At 67.6% G+C, this 18,095-nt stretch carries 13 protein-coding genes; 7 read left to right on the top strand and 6 right to left on the bottom strand.

Translation table 11 applies throughout. From position 1 onward, the window contains the following. Window positions 1-14: 14 nt before the first annotated feature. Together uxaC and NED98_RS06940 are read right to left on the bottom strand one after the other, a co-directional pair. The gene (gene uxaC, locus NED98_RS06945; protein WP_265312807.1) at window positions 15-1,433 is read right to left on the bottom strand and encodes a glucuronate isomerase; all 1,419 of its coding nucleotides are present in this window, start codon (window positions 1,431-1,433) and stop codon (window positions 15-17) included. A gap of 180 nt (window positions 1,434-1,613) precedes the next feature. After that, the gene (locus tag NED98_RS06940) at window positions 1,614-2,642 is read right to left on the bottom strand and encodes a LacI family DNA-binding transcriptional regulator (protein ID WP_265312347.1); all 1,029 of its coding nucleotides are present in this window, start codon (window positions 2,640-2,642) and stop codon (window positions 1,614-1,616) included. Between the two features lie 99 nt (window positions 2,643-2,741). Here NED98_RS06940 and NED98_RS06935 point away from each other — a divergent pair, with 99 nt between their 5' ends. From NED98_RS06935 to NED98_RS06905, 7 genes are all read left to right on the top strand, one after another. Continuing rightward, window positions 2,742-4,208, top strand: a complete 1,467-nt coding sequence (locus NED98_RS06935) for a UxaA family hydrolase (protein WP_265312346.1) — start codon at window positions 2,742-2,744, stop codon at window positions 4,206-4,208. Further along, window positions 4,205-5,626, top strand: coding sequence for a mannitol dehydrogenase family protein (locus NED98_RS06930; protein ID WP_265312345.1), 1,422 nt, complete (start codon window positions 4,205-4,207; stop codon window positions 5,624-5,626). The genes NED98_RS06935 and NED98_RS06930 overlap by 4 nt, the downstream gene beginning before the upstream one ends. A gap of 75 nt (window positions 5,627-5,701) precedes the next feature. Then, the gene (locus NED98_RS06925) at window positions 5,702-6,487 is read left to right on the top strand and encodes a 2-keto-4-pentenoate hydratase (protein ID WP_265312344.1); all 786 of its coding nucleotides are present in this window, start codon (window positions 5,702-5,704) and stop codon (window positions 6,485-6,487) included. Window positions 6,488-6,549: 62 nt separating this feature from the next. Next, window positions 6,550-7,818, top strand: a complete 1,269-nt coding sequence (locus tag NED98_RS06920) for an MFS transporter (protein ID WP_265312343.1) — start codon at window positions 6,550-6,552, stop codon at window positions 7,816-7,818. A 12-nt stretch (window positions 7,819-7,830) separates the two neighbouring features. Then, window positions 7,831-11,598 (top strand): LamG domain-containing protein, encoded by a 3,768-nt coding sequence (locus NED98_RS06915; protein ID WP_265312342.1) that lies wholly within the window; start codon window positions 7,831-7,833, stop codon window positions 11,596-11,598. 71 nt (window positions 11,599-11,669) lie between these two features. Next, complete coding sequence (locus tag NED98_RS06910) at window positions 11,670-12,797, top strand: DUF885 domain-containing protein (protein WP_265312341.1); 1,128 nt, start codon at window positions 11,670-11,672, stop codon at window positions 12,795-12,797. A gap of 78 nt (window positions 12,798-12,875) precedes the next feature. Continuing rightward, complete coding sequence (locus tag NED98_RS06905) at window positions 12,876-13,262, top strand: cupin domain-containing protein (protein WP_265312340.1); 387 nt, start codon at window positions 12,876-12,878, stop codon at window positions 13,260-13,262. A 15-nt stretch (window positions 13,263-13,277) separates the two neighbouring features. On the opposite strand, the gene NED98_RS06900 is transcribed toward NED98_RS06905, so the two are convergent. Genes NED98_RS06900 through NED98_RS06885 form a run of 4 tightly spaced genes read right to left on the bottom strand, consistent with a single transcriptional unit; the run spans window position 13,278 to window position 17,819 of the window. Beyond that, window positions 13,278-14,093, bottom strand: a complete 816-nt coding sequence (locus NED98_RS06900; protein ID WP_265312806.1) for a ferredoxin--NADP reductase — start codon at window positions 14,091-14,093, stop codon at window positions 13,278-13,280. A 2-nt stretch (window positions 14,094-14,095) separates the two neighbouring features. Further along, complete coding sequence (locus NED98_RS06895; RefSeq protein ID WP_265312339.1) at window positions 14,096-14,518, bottom strand: hypothetical protein; 423 nt, start codon at window positions 14,516-14,518, stop codon at window positions 14,096-14,098. 22 nt (window positions 14,519-14,540) lie between these two features. Next, a complete protein-coding gene (locus tag NED98_RS06890) occupies window positions 14,541-15,533 on the bottom strand; it encodes a DUF6607 family protein (protein WP_265312338.1) in 993 nt (330 codons plus the stop codon). Window positions 15,534-15,548: 15 nt separating this feature from the next. Continuing rightward, window positions 15,549-17,819 (bottom strand): TonB-dependent hemoglobin/transferrin/lactoferrin family receptor, encoded by a 2,271-nt coding sequence (locus NED98_RS06885; protein ID WP_265312337.1) that lies wholly within the window; start codon window positions 17,817-17,819, stop codon window positions 15,549-15,551. Window positions 17,820-18,095: the final 276 nt, after the last annotated feature.

Raw genomic sequence — 18,095 nt, 5'->3', positions numbered from 1 at the left:
AACTCCTGGGAAAATCAGTCGTCAATGCGATACGCGCGGCGCACGAGCCCGCTGGTCAGCTCCTGCGCCAGTTCGGCGGCTTCCCAATCCGCCAGCCGATGCTCGGCGACGAGCCGTGCGAGGAAGGCGCAATCCACCCGCCGCGCGACATCGTGCCGCGCCGGGATCGAGAGGAAGGCGCGGGTATCGTCGTTGAACCCGACGGTGTTGTAGAAACCGGCGGTCTCGGTGGTCATCTCGCGGAAGCGGCGCATCCCCTCGGGGCTGTCGTGGAACCACCACGCCGGGCCGAGCTTGAGGCACGGATAATGGCCCGCGAGCGGCGCAAGCTCACGCGCATAGGTGCTTTCGTCGAGCGTGAAGAGGATGACCGACAGATCGCGTTCGTTGCCCACCACGTCGAGCAGCGGGCGCAGCGCGTGGACATAATCGGTGCGCGTCGGGATATCCGCGCCCTTGTCGCGGCCGTGGCTGGCGAACAGCCCGGCATTGTGGTTGCGACAGGATCCGGGGTGGATCTGCATCACCATCCCGTCGTCGACGCTCATCTTCGCCATTTCGGTGAGCATCTGCGCGCGGAACAGCTCGGCATCGGCCGTGCTCCACCCGCCGCCGACGATCCGCGCGAACAGCGCCTCGCATTCGCGATCCGAGAGATTGGCGGTCGCCGCGGTCGGATGGCCGTGGTCGGTCGCGGTCGCCCCGGCGGCGCGGAAATCGGCGCGGCGGCGGCGGTGCGCGGCGAGATAGCCCTTCCAGCCGTAGACATCCTCGCCGGTCAGCTCGGCGAAACGCGCCATCGCCGGCGCAAAGGCCTCATGCTCGACATCGATCACCCCGTCGGGGCGATAGGTGGTGACGACGCGCCCGTTCCACCCCGAGGCGCGGATCGCATGATGCGCATCGAGGCTGTCGTGCGCGCCTTCGGTGGTGGCGAGGAAGTCGATACGGAAACGATCGAACAACGCGCGCGGGCGGAAGGCGTCGTCGGCGAGCTTTTCGCCGATCGTATCGAAATAGGCATCGGCGCTGGCGGCATCGAGCGCGACCTCGAACCCGAACACCTTGGCGAACACATGATCGAGCCACAAGCGTGAAGGTGTGCCGCGAAACAGATGATAATGGCCCGCGAACAGCCGCCACGCCGCGCGCGGATCGGTCGCCGGCATGCCGTTGCGATCGGGCACGCCGAGCGCGTCGAGCGACACACCCTGGCTGTAGAGCATGCGATAGAGATAATGATCGGGGGCGAGCAGCAGGCTCGTCGCGTCGGTCCACGGCGCGTCGTCCGCGAACCAGCGCGGATCGGTGTGGCCGTGCGGGCTGACGATCGGCGCATCCGCGATCGTGGCGTAGAGCGCCCGCGCGATATCGCGCGTTGCGGCGTCGGCCGGAAACAGCCGGTCCGGGTGCAGCGCCAGCGCTTTCACGATCGTCCTCCTCTCCACTTGCGGTTTGCACGGTAACCGGTGTCAGATCGATGTGCAACCATTGTTCCGCCGTCCTCGTTCATGTGTTCGCAGCAAAATCCGTGTCCCCGCGAAGACGGGAGCGCATTAAGGTTTCGCGGGCCGAGCCCCGAGCGCACAGGCCGCGCGCATCCGGGAAGCGCTCTACCGCCCCGGCGCCGCGACCGAGCCGCGGCGGATCAACGTCGAAAGGAACAGCGACGGCTCCTCCACCCCCACTTCCTCCTCCTCGGCGCCCGCGATCAGCTTGAGCGCCGCCGAGCGCGCCATCGAGGCGATCGGCCAGCGCACCGTGGTCAGCGGTGGCCAGACATGCGCCGCGATCGGCGTATCGTCGAACCCGATGATCGACAAGTCGCGCGGAATCTCCAGCCCGCGTTGCCGCGCGGCGTGGATCACCCCCGCCGCCATTTCGTCGTTCGAGGAGAAGATCGCGGTCGGACGCGGCACCAGATCGAGCAGCCGCTCCGCCGCGATCAGCCCCGATTCGAAGGTATAATTGCCGTCCGCGATCAGCGAGCGCGGCAAGGCGATGCCCGCCGCGCCCAGCGCATCCTCGAACCCCAGCCGGCGCTCGCGCGCCGAGCGGAAGCCGTGCGGCCCGGCGACCAGTCCGATCCGCTCATGCCCCTGTTCGACCAGATATTCGACCGCGATGCGCACCGCCTCACGATCGTTCGAGGCGACCATATGCGCGGCATCATCGAGCTGTGCCGATCCCATGCGGACATAGCGACAGCCGATATCGTCGCACAATTTCGCCACCATATCGTTCTCGCTGACCGGCGGCATCAGCAGCACGCCGAACAGGCGCTGGCGCTCGAGGAAGTGGCGCAGATCGTCGAGCATCGTCGCCGCGCCGCGATCGACCGGGCGCACCACCATCTCGAATTCGGTGCCGTGCAGCGCCTCCAGCATCCCCTGCTGGACGTTCATCACCGTCTGCGCATTGGGATTGTCATGCACCAGCCCGATCAGGAAGTTGCGGCGCAATGCCAGCGCGCGCGCCTGCGGATTGGGGATGTAGCCGAGATCGGCGATCACCTCCTCGACCCGCTTGCGCGTCTCCTCGTTGAGCAAGGGCGAGTGATTGATCACGCGGCTCACGGTCTTCTTGGAGACGCCCGCGATACGGGCGACGTCATTGATCGTCGGCTGGCCGGTCTTCTGCATCGCGATAGTGATAGATTGCTCCCGACTTTATCGCCAGTCTTGCAAGCATAGCACATCCGGCTATAGCTGACACCGGTTTCCAAAACGGCTTTCGACGACATGAGAAGCGCGATCAAGGTTGCGGCATCGGATATGGTGGCGACACTGCTGCACGATGCGGTGGCAGGAGAGACGATCGAAGGCGTGGCGCTGCGCGAGAATATCGCGCGCGGGCACAAGGTCGCGCTGCGCGATATCGCCGCCGGCGAGCGGATCGTGAAATACGGCCGCGCGATCGGTCACGCGACGCAGGCAATCGCCGCGGGCGCGCATGTCCACACGCATAATTGCGCCACCGATCTCTCGGCGACGCTCGACTATCGTTACATGCCACACGCCGCCGTGATGCCCGATACGCCGTCCGCCGGGCGTTTCGCGGGCTATCGCCGCGCCGACGGGCGGGTGGCGACCCGCAACGAAATCTGGGTATTGCCGACCGTCGGCTGCGTCGCGCGCACCGCGCAGCGGATCGCCGCCCAGGCCGCCGCACTGGTCGGCGATGCGGTCGACGGGGTTCACGCCTTCGCGCATCCGCACGGCTGCTCGCAGCTCGGCGACGATCTCGGCGGCACCCGCGCGATCCTTGCCGGGCTGGCGCAGCACCCCAATGCCGGCGGGGTGCTGATCGTCGGGCTGGGGTGCGAGGAGAATCAGATCGCCGACCTGCTCGACGCAATTCCCCCCGCGCGACGCGGCCATATCCGCACGCTTGCCGCGCAGATGAGCGAGAATGAAGTCGCCGAGGGCGTCGCGCTGGTCGCCGAACTGGCGGAGGCGGCGCGCGCCACGCGCGAGGATTGCGCGCTTGCCGATCTGGTGATCGGGGTGAAATGCGGCGGGTCGGACGGATTGTCGGGGCTTACCGCCAATCCGCTGGTCGGGCGCATCAGCGACCGCATCGTCGCGGCCGGCGGGCGGGTGGTGTTCACCGAAATCCCGGAGATGTTCGGCGCCGAACAGGCGCTGATGGATCGCGCGATCGATGCCGAGGTGTTCGATCGCATCGTCGCGACGGTCAACGGGTTCAAACGCTATTTCCTCGATCACGGCGCGCCGGTGTCGGAAAACCCCTCTCCCGGCAATATCGCCGGCGGGATCACCACGCTGGAGGAAAAGTCGCTCGGCGCGGTGCAGAAGGCCGGCCACGCCGCAATCGTCGACGTGATCGATTATGGCGCCGCGGTGCGCGCGCCGGGGCTGACGATGCTCGACGCGCCGGGCAATGATGCGATCTCCTCGACCGCGTTGGCGGCGGCGGGGGCGAGCGCGATCCTGTTCACCACCGGGCGCGGCACCCCACTGGGCTTTCCGGTGCCGACGCTCAAGATCGCCTCCAATAGCACACTCGCAATGCGCAAGCCCGACTGGATCGATTTCGACGCCGGCCGCGTGTTGACCGAGGGAAGCGATGCCGCCGAAGCGGCGCTATGCAATATATTGCTCGCGACGGCGTCCGGCCAGGAGACCGCGGCGGAGCGCAACAACGAGCGAGAGATCGCGATCTGGAAACGGGGGGTAACGCTGTGAGGCTGTCTCGCGCAACGTTGAGCGCGATCCCCGGCGCGATCCGTGCGCCGCGCCATCGCGCCGCGCCGAGCATCGGCGTGGTCCATTTCGGCCCGGGCGCATTCCATCGCGCGCATCAAGCGAGCTATATCGACGACCTGCTCGATCACGATCCGCGCTGGGGGATCGCCGGCGTGTCGCTGCGCAGCTCCGGCACGATCGAGGCATTGGCGGCGCAGGACGGGCTGTACACTGTCGCGGTGCGCGATGCTCAGCCTGCGCTGCGCATCATCGGCGCGCACCAGCGCTTCCTCGGCCCGCAGCAGGCCGCGGAGACCGCCGCGCTGCTCGCCGATCCGGGAGTGCGGCTGGTCACCACCACCGTCACCGAAAAGGGCTATTGCCTCGCGGCCGACGGGACGCTCGATCTCGATCACCCCGATATCGCGCACGATCTTCGCGCCGCGCAGCCACGCAGCGTGATCGGCTGGATCGTCGCCGGGCTTGCCGCGCGGCGCGACGCGGGCGCCGCGCCCTTCGTGCCGATGCCGTGCGACAATCTCGCCGCCAATGGGGTGAAGCTGAAAGCCGCGCTCGTCGCCTTCGCACGCCGGCGCGATCCCCGGCTGGCCGACTGGATCGACGGAGAAGTCGCCGTCCCCTCGACGATGGTCGATTCGATCACCCCGGCGAGCGACCCGCAATTGCTCGCCGACGTGGCCGAGACGCTGGGCCTGACCGACGCGGTGCCGGTCCAGCGCGAATCCTTCGTGCAATGGGTGATCGAGGATATCGGCGACCCCGCGCTCGCCGCCTTGGGGCAGGTAGGCGCGATCCTGACCGATGATGTCGCGGCTTATGAGCGCGCCAAGCTGCGCATCCTCAACGGCGCGCATTCGACCCTTGCCTATCTCGGGCTGTTGCGCGGCCATGCGACGGTGTTCGAAGCGATAAGCGATCCCGCGCTGAACACGTTCGTCGAACGGATGATCGCCGAGGATATCGTGCCGACGATCGATCCGGTGCCGGGGATGGACCTGCCCGGCTATGCCGCGAGCGTGCTGACGCGCTTCCGCAACCCGGTGATCGCGCACCGGCTGGAGCAGATCGCGCAGGACGGGTCGCAGAAAATCCCCTATCGGCTCGGCGATACGCTGGCCGAGGCGCTGCGCCGGGGGCGCAAGCCGCGGCATGTTATCCGCGCGATCGCCGGCTGGCTAGCGTTCGTGATCGAGCGTATCCGTGATGACACCGGGATCATCGATCCTGCCGCCACGGCCTTGGCAGAGCTCGTCCAAGGCGCCGACGTCAGCACGGCAGCCGATCGCATCCTTTCGTCGATAAATCTCTATATTACAGATAATTATGACGATCATTTCGCGATAATTGACGCCGTTCGGCTGATCCTCGACCGCCGATGGGACGATATTCTGAGCTGATCGATCGCCACAGGTGCTTGCAATTGACACCGGTTTCCAATAACCCGATTGCACCGCCGAGGGAGAGGGAAAAGGGTGACGTCAGACAGCCAGACTCCGCATATCGCACGCGCCTTCGTCGAGGCGCGGCGCACGGCGACCCCGCTTCCCGACTTTCCCGGTGCGATCCCCGCCACGCTCGACGCGGCCTATACGATCCAGAATGTCGCGATCGAGCTGGCCGGCCAGCGGGTCGTCGGCTGGAAGGTCGGACGGATCAACCCGCCGGTCGAGGGCGTCGATCGGCTGGCCGGACCGATCTTCGCGCAGCAGGTGTTCGCCGCCGCCGCCACGCCGCCGGCGATGCCAATCTACGCCGGCGGGTTCGGCGCGGCCGAGGCCGAATTCCTGCTCCGCATCGGCACCGCGCCGGCGGAAGGACAAAAAGATTTCACCCCCGATGAGGTGCACGCGTTGATCGACGCGGTGCATATCGGGATCGAGATCGCGAGTTCGCCCTTCCCCGGCATCAACGATCTCGGCCCGACCGTCACCATCGCCGATTTCGGCAACAACAACGGCCTGGTGATCGGCGCGGCGATCGACAGCTGGCGCGCGGTGGATTTCAACCACTGGCCGGTGGCGCTGCGCGTCAACGGCGAGGTACGTGGTGAGGGCATCGCCGCCGATATGCTCGACGGCCCGATCGGCGCGGCGCGCTTCCTGTTCCGCCACGCCGCCGCGCGCGGGATCAAGCTCTCGCCGGGCGACTGGATCTCGACCGGCGCGGTCACCGGGGTTCATCCGGTGACGGTGGGCGATCGGATCGAGGCGCGCTTTGACCACCGGCTTTCGGTAAGCTGCACGATCGAGGCACAGTAAACGCGCGATGGCATGACGCGGCCCGGTTAAAGAGGCTGCGCAGCCGGTGGTGAGGAGAGGATATGGAAACGCCGACCGTCCAGCCCGCCGTGGGCCGCTATCGCTGGGTGATCTGCGCGCTGCTGTTCGCCGCGACCGCGATCAATTATGTCGATCGCCAGATGATCGGCGTGCTCAAGCCGACGATCTCGGCCGAGCTCGGCTGGTCCGAAATGACCTATGCCGACATCATCTTCTGGTTCCAGGCGGCCTATGCGATCGGCTATATCAGCTTCGGCCGCATCGTCGATCTGGTCGGCGCGCGGATCGGCTATTCGATCGCCTTCGTGATCTGGACGATCGGGCACACATTGTGCGGCTTCGTCCATTCGGCGTTCCAATTCTCCGCCGCGCGCTTCATCCTCGGCATCGGCGAGAGCGGCAACTTCCCCGCCGGGCTCAAGGCGGTGAGCGAGTGGTTCCCTGCGCGCGAGCGCGCGCTGGCGACGGGGATCTTCAACGCCGGCGCCAATGTTGGCGCGATCGTGACCCCGCTGATCGTCCCGATGATCACGATCGCCTTCGGCTGGCGGATGGCGTTCATCGTCACCGGCGCGGCGAGCCTCGTCTGGCTCGTCGCGTGGATCGCGCTTTATCGCCGGCCGCGCGAAAGCACCCGCGTCTCGGCCGGGGAGCTGGCCTATATCGAGAGCGACCCTGCGGATTCGACCCGCAGGATCGGCTGGCTCAAGCTGCTCGGCTATCGCGAGACCTGGGCCTATGCGCTGGGCAAGTTCCTGATCGATCCGGTCTGGTGGCTGTTCCTCTTCTGGACCCCCGATTTCCTCGCCAAGACCTATCATCTCGATCTGGTCAGCTTCGGCCCACCTTTGGTGGTGATCTATCTGATTTCCGATCTCGGCAGCGTCGCCGGCGGCTGGTCGTCGTCGCGGCTGATGAAGCGCGGGATGAGCGCCAATGCCGCGCGCAAGCTGACGATGCTGGCCTGTGCGATCCTGGTGACGCCGATCTTCTTCGCGCAATATGTCTCGCATCTGTGGCTCGCGGTCGCGATCGTCGGGCTGGCGACCGCGGCGCATCAGGCCTTCTCCGCCAATCTCTACACAATCCCGTCGGACATGTTCCCGCGCGCGGCGGTGGGATCGGTGGTCGGGATCGGCGGGATGGTCGGCGCGATCGGCGGGATGATGATGGCCAAATTCACCGGCTATATCCTCCAGACCACCGGCAGCTATGCGGCGATCTTCGCGGTGGCGGGGAGCGTCTATCTGATCGCGGTCGCTATCGTGCACCTGCTCAGCCCGCGGCTGGCGCGTGTCGATACGCTCTGACCGGATAGCAGCATGAGGAGGACGAGCCTCTGGGTGCTGGCGGCGGCGCTGGCGGCGCAGGAGGCCGGCGCGCAGACGCCGGATCAGCCCGGTCTGCTGTTCCGTATGTCGGCCGACCACGATCTGACCGCCGAGATCGCGCATGGCGAGGCCAGGCCCAATTTTCGCGCGCATGTCGATATCGTCCCCGACGGCGCGATCGGCGGTGCGGCGCGCTGGGCCGACGACGGCTATGTCGCGTGGCAGGCGCCGGGCAACATGCGCGCCGCGCGCGGCACGTTGAGCTTCTTCTGGCGCGCGCGAACGCCTGTCGGGGAGGTGCCGTTCGTCATCTTCCGCGCCGGTTTCGCCGATCACAGCAGCTGGGACATGGCGTTCCTCAGGATCGACTGGAACGGCCACGGCTTCGACGCTTTCGTCACCAACGCCAATCTGTCGCGCATCCGGGTGTCTTGGCGAATGCCGATCCCGCCTGCGGCGAGCGACTGGAACCATATCGCCTTCGCCTGGGACGAGACCAAGGGCGTGACGCTTTACATCGACGGCCGCGAAGTGGCGGCCAAGGCCGAGGCGGCCGATCTCGATTCCGGGCTCGACCAGTTCGGGCTCGCCGGCCGCGTCATGGCGCCGCATCAGGTGCAGAGCCGTTACAGCTTCATGCGCGGATCGGATATCGACGAGCTGCGCGTCTATGACCGCGCGCTTTCCCCGGCGAATATCGCGCAACTCGCGGCGAAGCAGGAGCCGGGCGCGCTCCCCGAGGCGCAGCCGACGGGGGCGTGGCAGGCGTGGCTTCACCGCTACGGCTGGGACAAGACGCTGCCGCCGCTGCTCGACACCCCGGTGACGCGGGTGCGCAAGGTCGAATTCGCCGAGGCCAAGGATCTGAAGCAATGGATGTTCAAGGGCGTCGACGGCATCGCCGAAACGACCTGGCCGGGGGTCTATAACCGCTCGCGGCTGCCCGGCCGCGACGATTATTTCGAGCTGCCCGACTGGAACGTCTATGTCGAGGGCGGCAAGCGTTATGACCTGACGATCCCGCCCGGCGACCGCATCAATCGCGTCGAGCTGCGCGGTGCGGCCTATGGCGCGCTGACATGGACTGCAGAGGGCAAGGACGGGGGCAAGGAGAAGCAGCTCGCCTCCCGCCCTAAAGGCGTCGTGCGCAGCATCAGCGATTTTCCGGCAGTGACCGGCGGCGCGCTCCACTTCACCAATGTGATGCAGGAGCAGCCGATCCAGGAAATATGGGCCTATGATATCGGCCCCGGCGCCGAGCCGAGCGGCAGCTTCAAGCTCGACTATACGATCCACAGCGCGATGCGCCCCGATCTCGCCGCGCTCTCCGATCTCAACACCTTCATCGCCGGCCGCTACCCCCCCGAGGAGCGCGCGACCGTGGTGGCGATGCCGACATCGGGGGTGAAGGCCGCGGTGGGCGCCGGCGCGGCGGGCGGTGCGGGTCGGGCGGCGCGCGCCGAGGGATTGGCGCCGATCGTCCATATCCTGATCCCCGCCAGCCTCGGCGATGCCCCGCCCGATCAGCCGGTCGCACGCGCGTTCGATTATGGCTGGCAGAATATCCACGACGGGCTCGACGGCGTCGCGATCGACCTGCCCGCGCTCAGGGGCAGCAAGCCAGTCGCGCTCGATATCCGCGTCAAGGACCCATTGTGGTCCGGCCGCGACATGATCGACCTCACGGTAACGGTGAAGCCGGGCGAGAAGCGCACCCTGTGGCTCGATTTGCGTGACCGCATCCTACCGCACGACAGTCTCTATCTCTCGATCGCCGCATCCGACCCCGCCTTTTCCGCCGACAGCCTCGACGGCGCGCGCATCCGGCTGGTATTCAAGCCGCGCGCCGAGGCGCTGAAGGAGCATGTCGCCGATCGCTTCAATCAGGTGCGCGACAATTGGGGTTTTCTGGTCGAGGAGCATACCGCCTCGAAGCGGATGGCGCTCTATCGCCGGCTGTTCGCCGACATCACCGATCTGCTCCGCGTCGACCCCGACAACCGGCAGGCGCGCAGCTATTGGGCGGATATCAATTATCGCCCGGAAAACCTCGCGCCCTTCACCCAGCCCACGCCGCGGCGCGGCGAGCCGCTCTGGGCGTTCCGCCAACTCGAGGATCTCAAATACGTCCGCCGTTACGTCTCGTGGTGGATCGACAACCGGCAAGTGCCCTACGGTGATTTCGGCGGCGGGATTTCCGACGATACCGATCTGACCCAACAATGGCCCGGGCTCGCGCTGATGGGCGTCGAGCCCGACAAGATCAACGCCTCGCTGCGCGCCCTGTCCGACGCGGCATATAAGAACGGCATGATCGTCAATGGGTTGGGCTATCTCACCACCGACGAATTGCATGCTTATGAGGAAGGGCTGAACTCGGATGCCGAACGGCTCTACCTCAATTGGGGCGAGCCCAAATCGGTCGAGCGGCTGATGGCGACGGTCAAGGCGCTGCAGGGCGTGATCGTCACCAACCCCGCCGGGCATATGCACTTCGCCTCCAACTGGTACGGCGCGCGCAAAATATATCGCGACCCGGCCTGGGCGTGGCAGAAACCCTATAGCTTCGTGATGATGCACGCGCCGATCCTGATCGGCCTGTACAACGGCAACCCCGCCGCGCGCGGGCTGGTGACCGGGGTGATGGACGGCTGGCTCGCCCACGGCAAGCAGGACGCCGGCGGGCATTGGTCCTTCCCCAACGAGATCAACTGGGGCAGCGATAAGGAACAGGCCGGCGACGGCGGCGGCGTCACCACGCCTTTCCAGAGCGGCTGGGCGGCGTGGCGTTTCACCGGCGATGCCAAATATCTCCGCCCGATGACCGCGCGGATCGCGCAATCGGGGCCGAGTGTTCTCGCCGAGATCAACGAGAACGCCTTCGCCGCATTGCCCGACGGCGCGGCGCTGCGCGGCGATCTCGCCAAAGGCGCAAGCGATTTCACGCGTTATGCGCGGTGGGACGGATCGGGCGACCTGTCGGCGCTGGAAACGCTCCACGCCGATGCGATCGCCGACAAGGCGCGGCATGACTATATGTATACCGAAGGGCATTGGTGGTCCGATCGGGTCGACCAGCCCAATGAGATTCTCCAGCGCGAGCGGCTCGGCGGGATCGCGCTGCGCCGCAATCAGACCTGGCCGGGGAATAGCGTGAGCTGGCGTTTCGCGCAGCCCGGCGCGGGCGAGGATGTCGCGATCCTGATGCCCGGCGCGACGCGCGAGCGCTTCCGCGTCATCGCCTATAACCGCACCGACCAGCCGCAACGCGCGACGATGACCGCGTGGAACGTCACCGCCGGACAATGGCGGATGACCCGCATCGAGGAAGGCAAGGCCGCGACGACCGGTGAATTGGCGCTGGAACGCTCCGCCTCGACCGAGGTGGAATTCGCGCCGCGTACCACGACCACCTACGAATTCACGCTGGCGCGCGCGGGCGAGCCCGTCGAGGAGCGCCCCGATCTCGGCATCGGGGTGGACGATGTAGCGCGTCAGGGTGGCCGGTTGGCGGTGACCGTCCACAGCCTCGGCGCGAAGCCGACCGGCGGCGGCACGCTGACGATCGCCGATGCCGCCGGCCGCGTCGTGGCGAGCGCCGCTATCCCGCCGCTCGACGCGCCGCTTGATCTCGTGCCGCGCACGGCGATAGTGCGGCTGCGCGTGCCGGCGGGGGCGACCCGGCTCACCGCGACGGTGGCACTGCCGGGCGATGCGCCCGAGGTGACCGCGATGAACAACAAAGTCGTGATCCGGTGACGATATCCGCCGCGCCCCGCTCCTCCATCGCGCAAGATGCCCCGGTCACTCGTCGTCAGACGATCGCGGGCGTGGTCGCGCTTGCCGCATGCCCCGCTGCCGCCCGCGCGACGAACGCCAGCGACGCAACGATCAAGCAAGCGCTCGATGCGGCAATGACGCTCGACCCGCAGGCGGCGCTGGCGCGGCTGGCGGGCGTATCGGACGAGGGTGCCTCGCCGGGGATACGCCTCGATCTCGCCGCCGCACGCGCCGGTCTGACGATCGATCGGCAGCTCGCGAACCCCGCGCTGCAGCCCGCCGAACGGTTCGAGTGGCAGATGCGGCGGATAACCGGCGACACGGTGCAACTCGCCGAGATCCGCCGCGATCTCGAGGCGCGCCGGGCAATGCTGGCGGCGCAGGCCGACGCAGCGTTCGATGCGCTGGGCGTGCCGGCGGGCACCACCGGCGCGCGGTTCGAGTGGTTGTGGCGCGATCCACGCTTCCTCTATCCCGACGAGGCCGCCGGGCGCGATGCGGCGGTCGTGGGGATGCGCGCGACGCTGGCGGCGATCCGGCCGAAGCTCCCCGGCCTGTTCGGCACCTTGCCCCCCGCGTGCCTCGACGTCGATGTGCGCGCGCTCGACGCCGCCGGGAAAGGCGGTTATCGCATCCTGCCCGCGCCGCGCGCTCGCGGCGCCTATGTCGTCGACCTCCAACGGATCGCGCGGCGCCCGCGCTTCTCGCTGCCAAGCGTCGTCGCGCATGAATTGCTGCCCGGTCATATGATCCAGATGCCGCTCGAAGCGCGCGCCGCGCCGCACCCGCTGCGCAAGCGTTATACCGCGCCGTTCGCCGAAGGCTGGGCGACCTATGCCGAGATGCTGATGGCCGATTGCGGCCTGTTCGCCAGCGCAGCGGACCGGCTCGGCCATATCCACTGGATGTTGTTCCGCACCTGCCGCGGCCTCGCCGACCTTGCGCTCCACGTCGACGGGCGTGCGCCCGATGCGGTGCTCGGCGATCTGGCGCAATGGCAGGGCGAACCCGCCTATTTCGCATCGTTCGGCAATGACCTCGCCACCATCGCGCGTACCCCGGCGGTCCGCGCCGCGGAAGGCTGGGTGCCGCTGCGCATCGAACAGGAGGCGCGCCGCCCGGGACAACGGCGGCGCGTCCACCACAAGCTGCTCGATCACGGCCCGATCCGGCTGTGACCGATCGCACCGCATAGGGAGACGTTCAATGACGCCGGATCATCTCAGCTTTTCGGCGCGCGACCGGGCGCGGCGGCAATGATCGGGGCGCTCCTGCTGGCGGCGGGGGCGCCCGCGATGGTGGTCGTCCGCGACGAGGATGTCCGGCGCGAGGAGCCGCCGCCGCACGGCAATATCGGGATGTCGACCGCCTATCGCATCAGCGACGCCGCCCCTGCCCCGCGCGCGATGGAATTCCGCAAGCGCGTGCTGCATCGCGGGGCAGCGATCGGCCTCCACCCGATCGATCACGACGAGGTCTATTATGTTCTGTCGGGCGAAGGCGAGGTGACCAGCGACGGCGTGACGCGGAAGCTGAAACCCGGAATGGCGGCCTATCTCTACCGGAAAGCCGTGGTCGGCATCCGCCAGACCGGCAGCGAGCCGCTGGCGCTAATCATCAGCTATCCGAACAATCAGCATTAGGCGAGCTGCGCGGCATCAGCCGACGAACGCGCGCTCGATCACATAATGGCCGGGATTGGCATTCGACCCTTCGCGCAGCCCGGCATCGGCGAGCAAGGCGCTGGTTTCGCGGATCATCTCGGTCGAGCCGCACAGCATCACGCGGTCGATCGCGGCATCGAAGCCGCGCGGCCCCATCACCGGCGGCGCGAACAATCGCCCGTCGCCGATCAGCGCGGTGATGCGCCCCGCGGTATGGAACGGCTCGCGGGTCACCGTCGGCAGATAATGGAGCTGGAGCAGCGCCTGCTCGCTCACCAGCGGATCGCCGGCAAGCTGCGCGACGAGCTGCTCGCGCCACGCAAGATCGCTCACGCGGCGCACACCGTGGACGATGACGACCTGCCCGAAGCGTTCATAAACCTCGGGATCGCGCGCGAGGCTGAGGAACGGCGCAAGCCCGGTGCCCGTCGCCAATAGCCACAGGCGCCGCCCACCGAGCAGCGCGTCGCACACCAAAGTCCCGGTCGGTTTGCGCCCCAGATAGAGCTGGTCGCCCGCCCGCACCGCCTGCAGCCGCCCCGTCAGCGGGCCGCCCGGCACCTTGATCGACAGGAATTCGAGCTCCTCGGCCCACGCCGGGCTGGCGATCGAATAAGCCCGCATCACCGGGCGCGCATCCTGCTCCCCCGGCAGCCCGATCATCACGAACTCGCCCGAGCGGAAACGGAACGACGCCGGGCGGTCGACCGCGAAACTGAACAGATGCTCGTTCCAATGCCGCACCCAGCGCACGCCGACGCGCTGGAAAGCGGGGTTGTCGGGAATCAGCGCGGGGGCGCGAACATCCATCTTCACTGGTCGTGTTCCATGAAACTGCCATCGGAAAGGCGAACCGCGACCCATTCGACCGCGGTGGCGAGCGTCGCCGTCGTCTCGTCGCGCACCAGGGTCGCGGCGATACGGCGAACGCGCGGGGCGTCGGCGCCGAGCGCGGCGTCGAACAGCGTCAGCATCCGCGCCTCGTCCTCGCTGACGCGCATCGCACGGCGACACCCGAAGGTGAGCTTTTCCAGCGCGTCGCGATCGAGTGCGGTCATCACGATGCCGAAATCGCGCACCGCGGCGCCGACCCGGCAATGTGCAAAGCCCCTGACCAGCGCGGCGCAGCAGCACCGCCCACCACCCGCGCTTTCGACCCACAGCCGCATCGCGGCGAGCAGGAAGCGTTGCGGTTCGCCGAGATCGGTGACGCGACGATCGAGATAGCGGTACATGGCGGCTCCTCGCCTGCGCGCGTCAGCGGCGGGTGACCTCGGCGACGATCGCGCGGCCGCGCTCGATCGCCGCGGCGGTCTTGATCTTGCCTGCCTGGATATCGTCGGCCAGCCCCATCAACCGCTCGGCGCCGGCCGAGCCGGTATCGGCGACTTCGGTGACGCTCACCCCCTTGTCGCGCGCGATCGCCGTATCCCAGGCGGTGCGGATTGCCGCCCAATAATCCTTGCTCGCCGCCCAATAGGCATCGGCCGCGGCGGCATCGAACCCATTGTCCTTCACATAGGAATTGAGCACCGATTCCTGGACGAAGGGGACGATCCTGCCCTGCCCCGCGGTCCCCGGCTCCGGCCCCATCTTGATATTGTCCTGCCAGTGGATCCACCCCGCCGGCGAGGGCGAGTGGCGGTTGATCGCGAGATAGCGATCGTAGGGCGGATTGCGCACCGCATCGCGCCGCGCGAGCGGGCGCCACGTCCAGTTGCTGCGCCAGCGCCGCACCCCGCCCTCGTCGGTCCATTGGCCCCAGCCGCCGTAGCGCGGCGAATCGTCGGTCTGCCACACCGTCTGCGACCAGCGCCCGGCGCGCATCGCGGCGGGCACCGCCTCGACGTTCCACCGCCCCTTGCCGGCATAGACCAGCACGCTTTCGGGCTCGTAGCTCCAGTCCTGCCGCCAGTGTTTGATCACCACCGGCTTACCGTTCTTGTCCTTCACCACCAGCAGATGCTGGAGCGCGATGCGGCGCCCGCTGTCCTCGATCACCCGTACCGCCTCGTGCCCGCCCGACACCTTGGCGGCGATCGGGGCATAATCGGCGCGCCACGGCGTGGTTTCGCGCATGTCGAAGGTCACCTTGTAATCGCCCGCCATCGCGAGGATCGCCGCGCGATCGGCCTGGAAGGATTGCGCTTCGGCCGCCGCATCGCGCGCCTTGAGCGGGCCGTCGGCAAAGGCGGGCAGCGGCGCGGCGGTGGCGGCGAGCAGAACGGAAAGCAGCAGGATCTTCTTCATCTTATCCCCCAAGGATCAGAAGCGGGCGGTGAGCGATGCGCTCACGTTGCGGCCCGGCTGGGTGTAAGCGTCGGTGACGGTGGAATTGGCGGCGAGCCCGCGCACATCGCTCCACCAGGCATATTTGGCGTCGAGGATGTTGAAGACCCCGGCGCGCAAGGTCAGCGCCTCGCCGACGCGGACATAGGCGGTCGCATCGAGGATCGTGAACCCGCCCGGCCGGAAGCACGGCGCACCGTTGCAGATCGTCGTCTGCGCCCCGCTGGCCGTATCGTCATAGACCGTCCGGCCGAGTTCCTTCTGTGCCGCATGGGTGGCGATGATCTGCCCGCCGAAGCGGCGTTCGGGGGCGTCATAACCGATCCCCACCACCAGCTTGAGCGGATCGATCGTCGACAGCGGTTGCCGCGACTTGTCAGGCTCGGAGACGCTCCCCTTCGCATAGCTGATCGCCATCCGCGCGGAGACGCCGCTCGGTGCGCGCAGGTCGATACGACCCTCGACGCCGTCGATCTTGACGCGATTGAGGTTGATGAACTGGAACACCGCGGGATCGCTCGGGCGGAACGACCCGCCGACGACCTGCTGGCTGATGAAATTGCGATAGCGGCCGGTGAACCCTGTCACCCCCGCGCTGACCGCGCCGCTCGACACGCGCAATCCGCCCTCCCAGGTCTCGCTCGTCTCCGGGCGCAGATCGGGGTTGGGGATCGAGGTATAGCCCTGCGCCAGATTCTGGAAGAACTGGTTCACCTGGGTCGGCGACGGCGCCTTGAACCCTTGCGCATAATTGGCAAACAGGCTCGCGCCCCCGCCCAGCTTCACCACACCGCCGACCTTGGGCGAGACGCGCGATCCGCTCTGCCCCGCCGATCTGAACCCGGGCAGCAGCGCGTCCTGCTTCGGATCGAGATTGTAATGATCGAAACGCAGCACCGGATAGAGCGTCAGCACCCCGCCGCCGACACCGATCTCATCGCCCAGATAGGCGCCAGCGAGCGTGAAATCGGTGACCGGGAAGGCACGGGTCGGGAAAACGTCGGGCGGGGTCGGCACCGTACCGTCGCGCACACCCTTCTGCCGCGTCACGCTGACATCGCCGCCATAAACGATGCGGTGGGTCAGCGCCCCGGTGGTGACGTCGCTGCGCAATTCGGCGCTCGCCCCGAACACGCGATTGTCGAAGGTATTGAGCCGGGTGCGATCGGCCGCGGTATAGCGATCCTCGGCGCTGAACTGGCGGTTCCGCGCCTGCTGATACCAGAAAGCGAGCTGCGCGGAGGCGAGCGCGCCGCTCCCGCTATAGCGCCAATCGAGGCTGATGCGGTCGCGCCGCGTCTCATCGCGCGCGGTCAGCCCGATCACGCCGGTCGGCGCCGTCGGCACCGGGGCGATACCGCTCAGCACATTGGTGCGAACATGATCGTCATAATGATCGACCGTCAGCCGCACGCGATGCGCGTCGCTCGGCTGCCACACGATCTTGCCGAGGATCGCGTTGGAGAAACTGTCCTGCGGATTGGGCGCGGTGCGGCGCGAATTGCGCTCCTCGTTGGTCCCCTTATTGTCGAGCTCATGCCCGTCGCGGCGGGTATAGGCGATTAGTGCGGACCAGTCGCCACTGCGTGCGGCGAGGATCGCGGTTTCGGAAAACTGGCGGTCGGCGGAATCATAGGCCACGCGGCCCAGCCCCGCGATCTGCTTCCCGTTGCGCAGGAAATCGATCGGATCGCTGGTGGTGAAGCTCACCGCCCCTGCGAGCCCATCGCTGCCGTAGAGCGCCGATGCCGGGCCGCGCAGAATCTCGACCGATTTGACCAGCCCGACATCGACATAATCGCCGCGCCCGGCGGATTGCGCGCCGAAATCGAACCCGTCGGGCACGCGCACCCCGTCGACCTGGATCAACACGCGATTGCCCTCCAGCCCGCGGATGTTGAAACCGGCATTGCCGTCGCGCCCGGTCGCGCCGTTCGCCGCGCCGAACCGGGTCGGCGCGCGCCGCACGCTCACGCCGGGCTCGAAGCGGACGAGATCCTTGATGTCGGAGGCGAGCTGGTCGGCGATCTGGCGATCGGTGATCACGCTGACGGTCGCGGGCACCTCCTCCACCTTCTGCGGTAACCGCGTCGCGCTGACGGTGATCGTGCCACGCGGATCGACGATCACCAGCGGATCGCCGTCCTGCGCGGCCGCCGGCGGGGCCAGAACAGCGACGCAGGACGCGAGCGCGGATATGCCGGCGCGCGCTTCCGATCGGCCGATACGGCGAATGAGGTTGGACAAGGCTGTTTCCCGGTTATTTTCGCTATTGCGAATCGTTATCGATGCAACGCGGGCTAAATGCGCTGCTGGACCGGGTCAAGCATATTGTTGCGAACCGCTCGCAATTCGGTGCGGGATTTGCGCGTCATGCGCCTCAGCGCAATCAAACCGCGCGTGCCCTTGTGCTGCCGCGAAGGCGGGAGCCCAGACTGGGTCCCCGCCTTCGCGGGGACACAAGAGATGGAACGGCCACCCGGGCGAAGGCCGGCATCCAGTCCCGACCGGCCCGCTGCTGGA

The organism is Sphingomonas lycopersici (assembly GCF_026130605.1).
Taxonomy (GTDB): domain Bacteria; phylum Pseudomonadota; class Alphaproteobacteria; order Sphingomonadales; family Sphingomonadaceae; genus Sphingomonas; species Sphingomonas lycopersici.
Note: the sequence above shows the minus strand (reverse complement) of the source record. Positions and strands in the feature narration are given on the sequence as shown.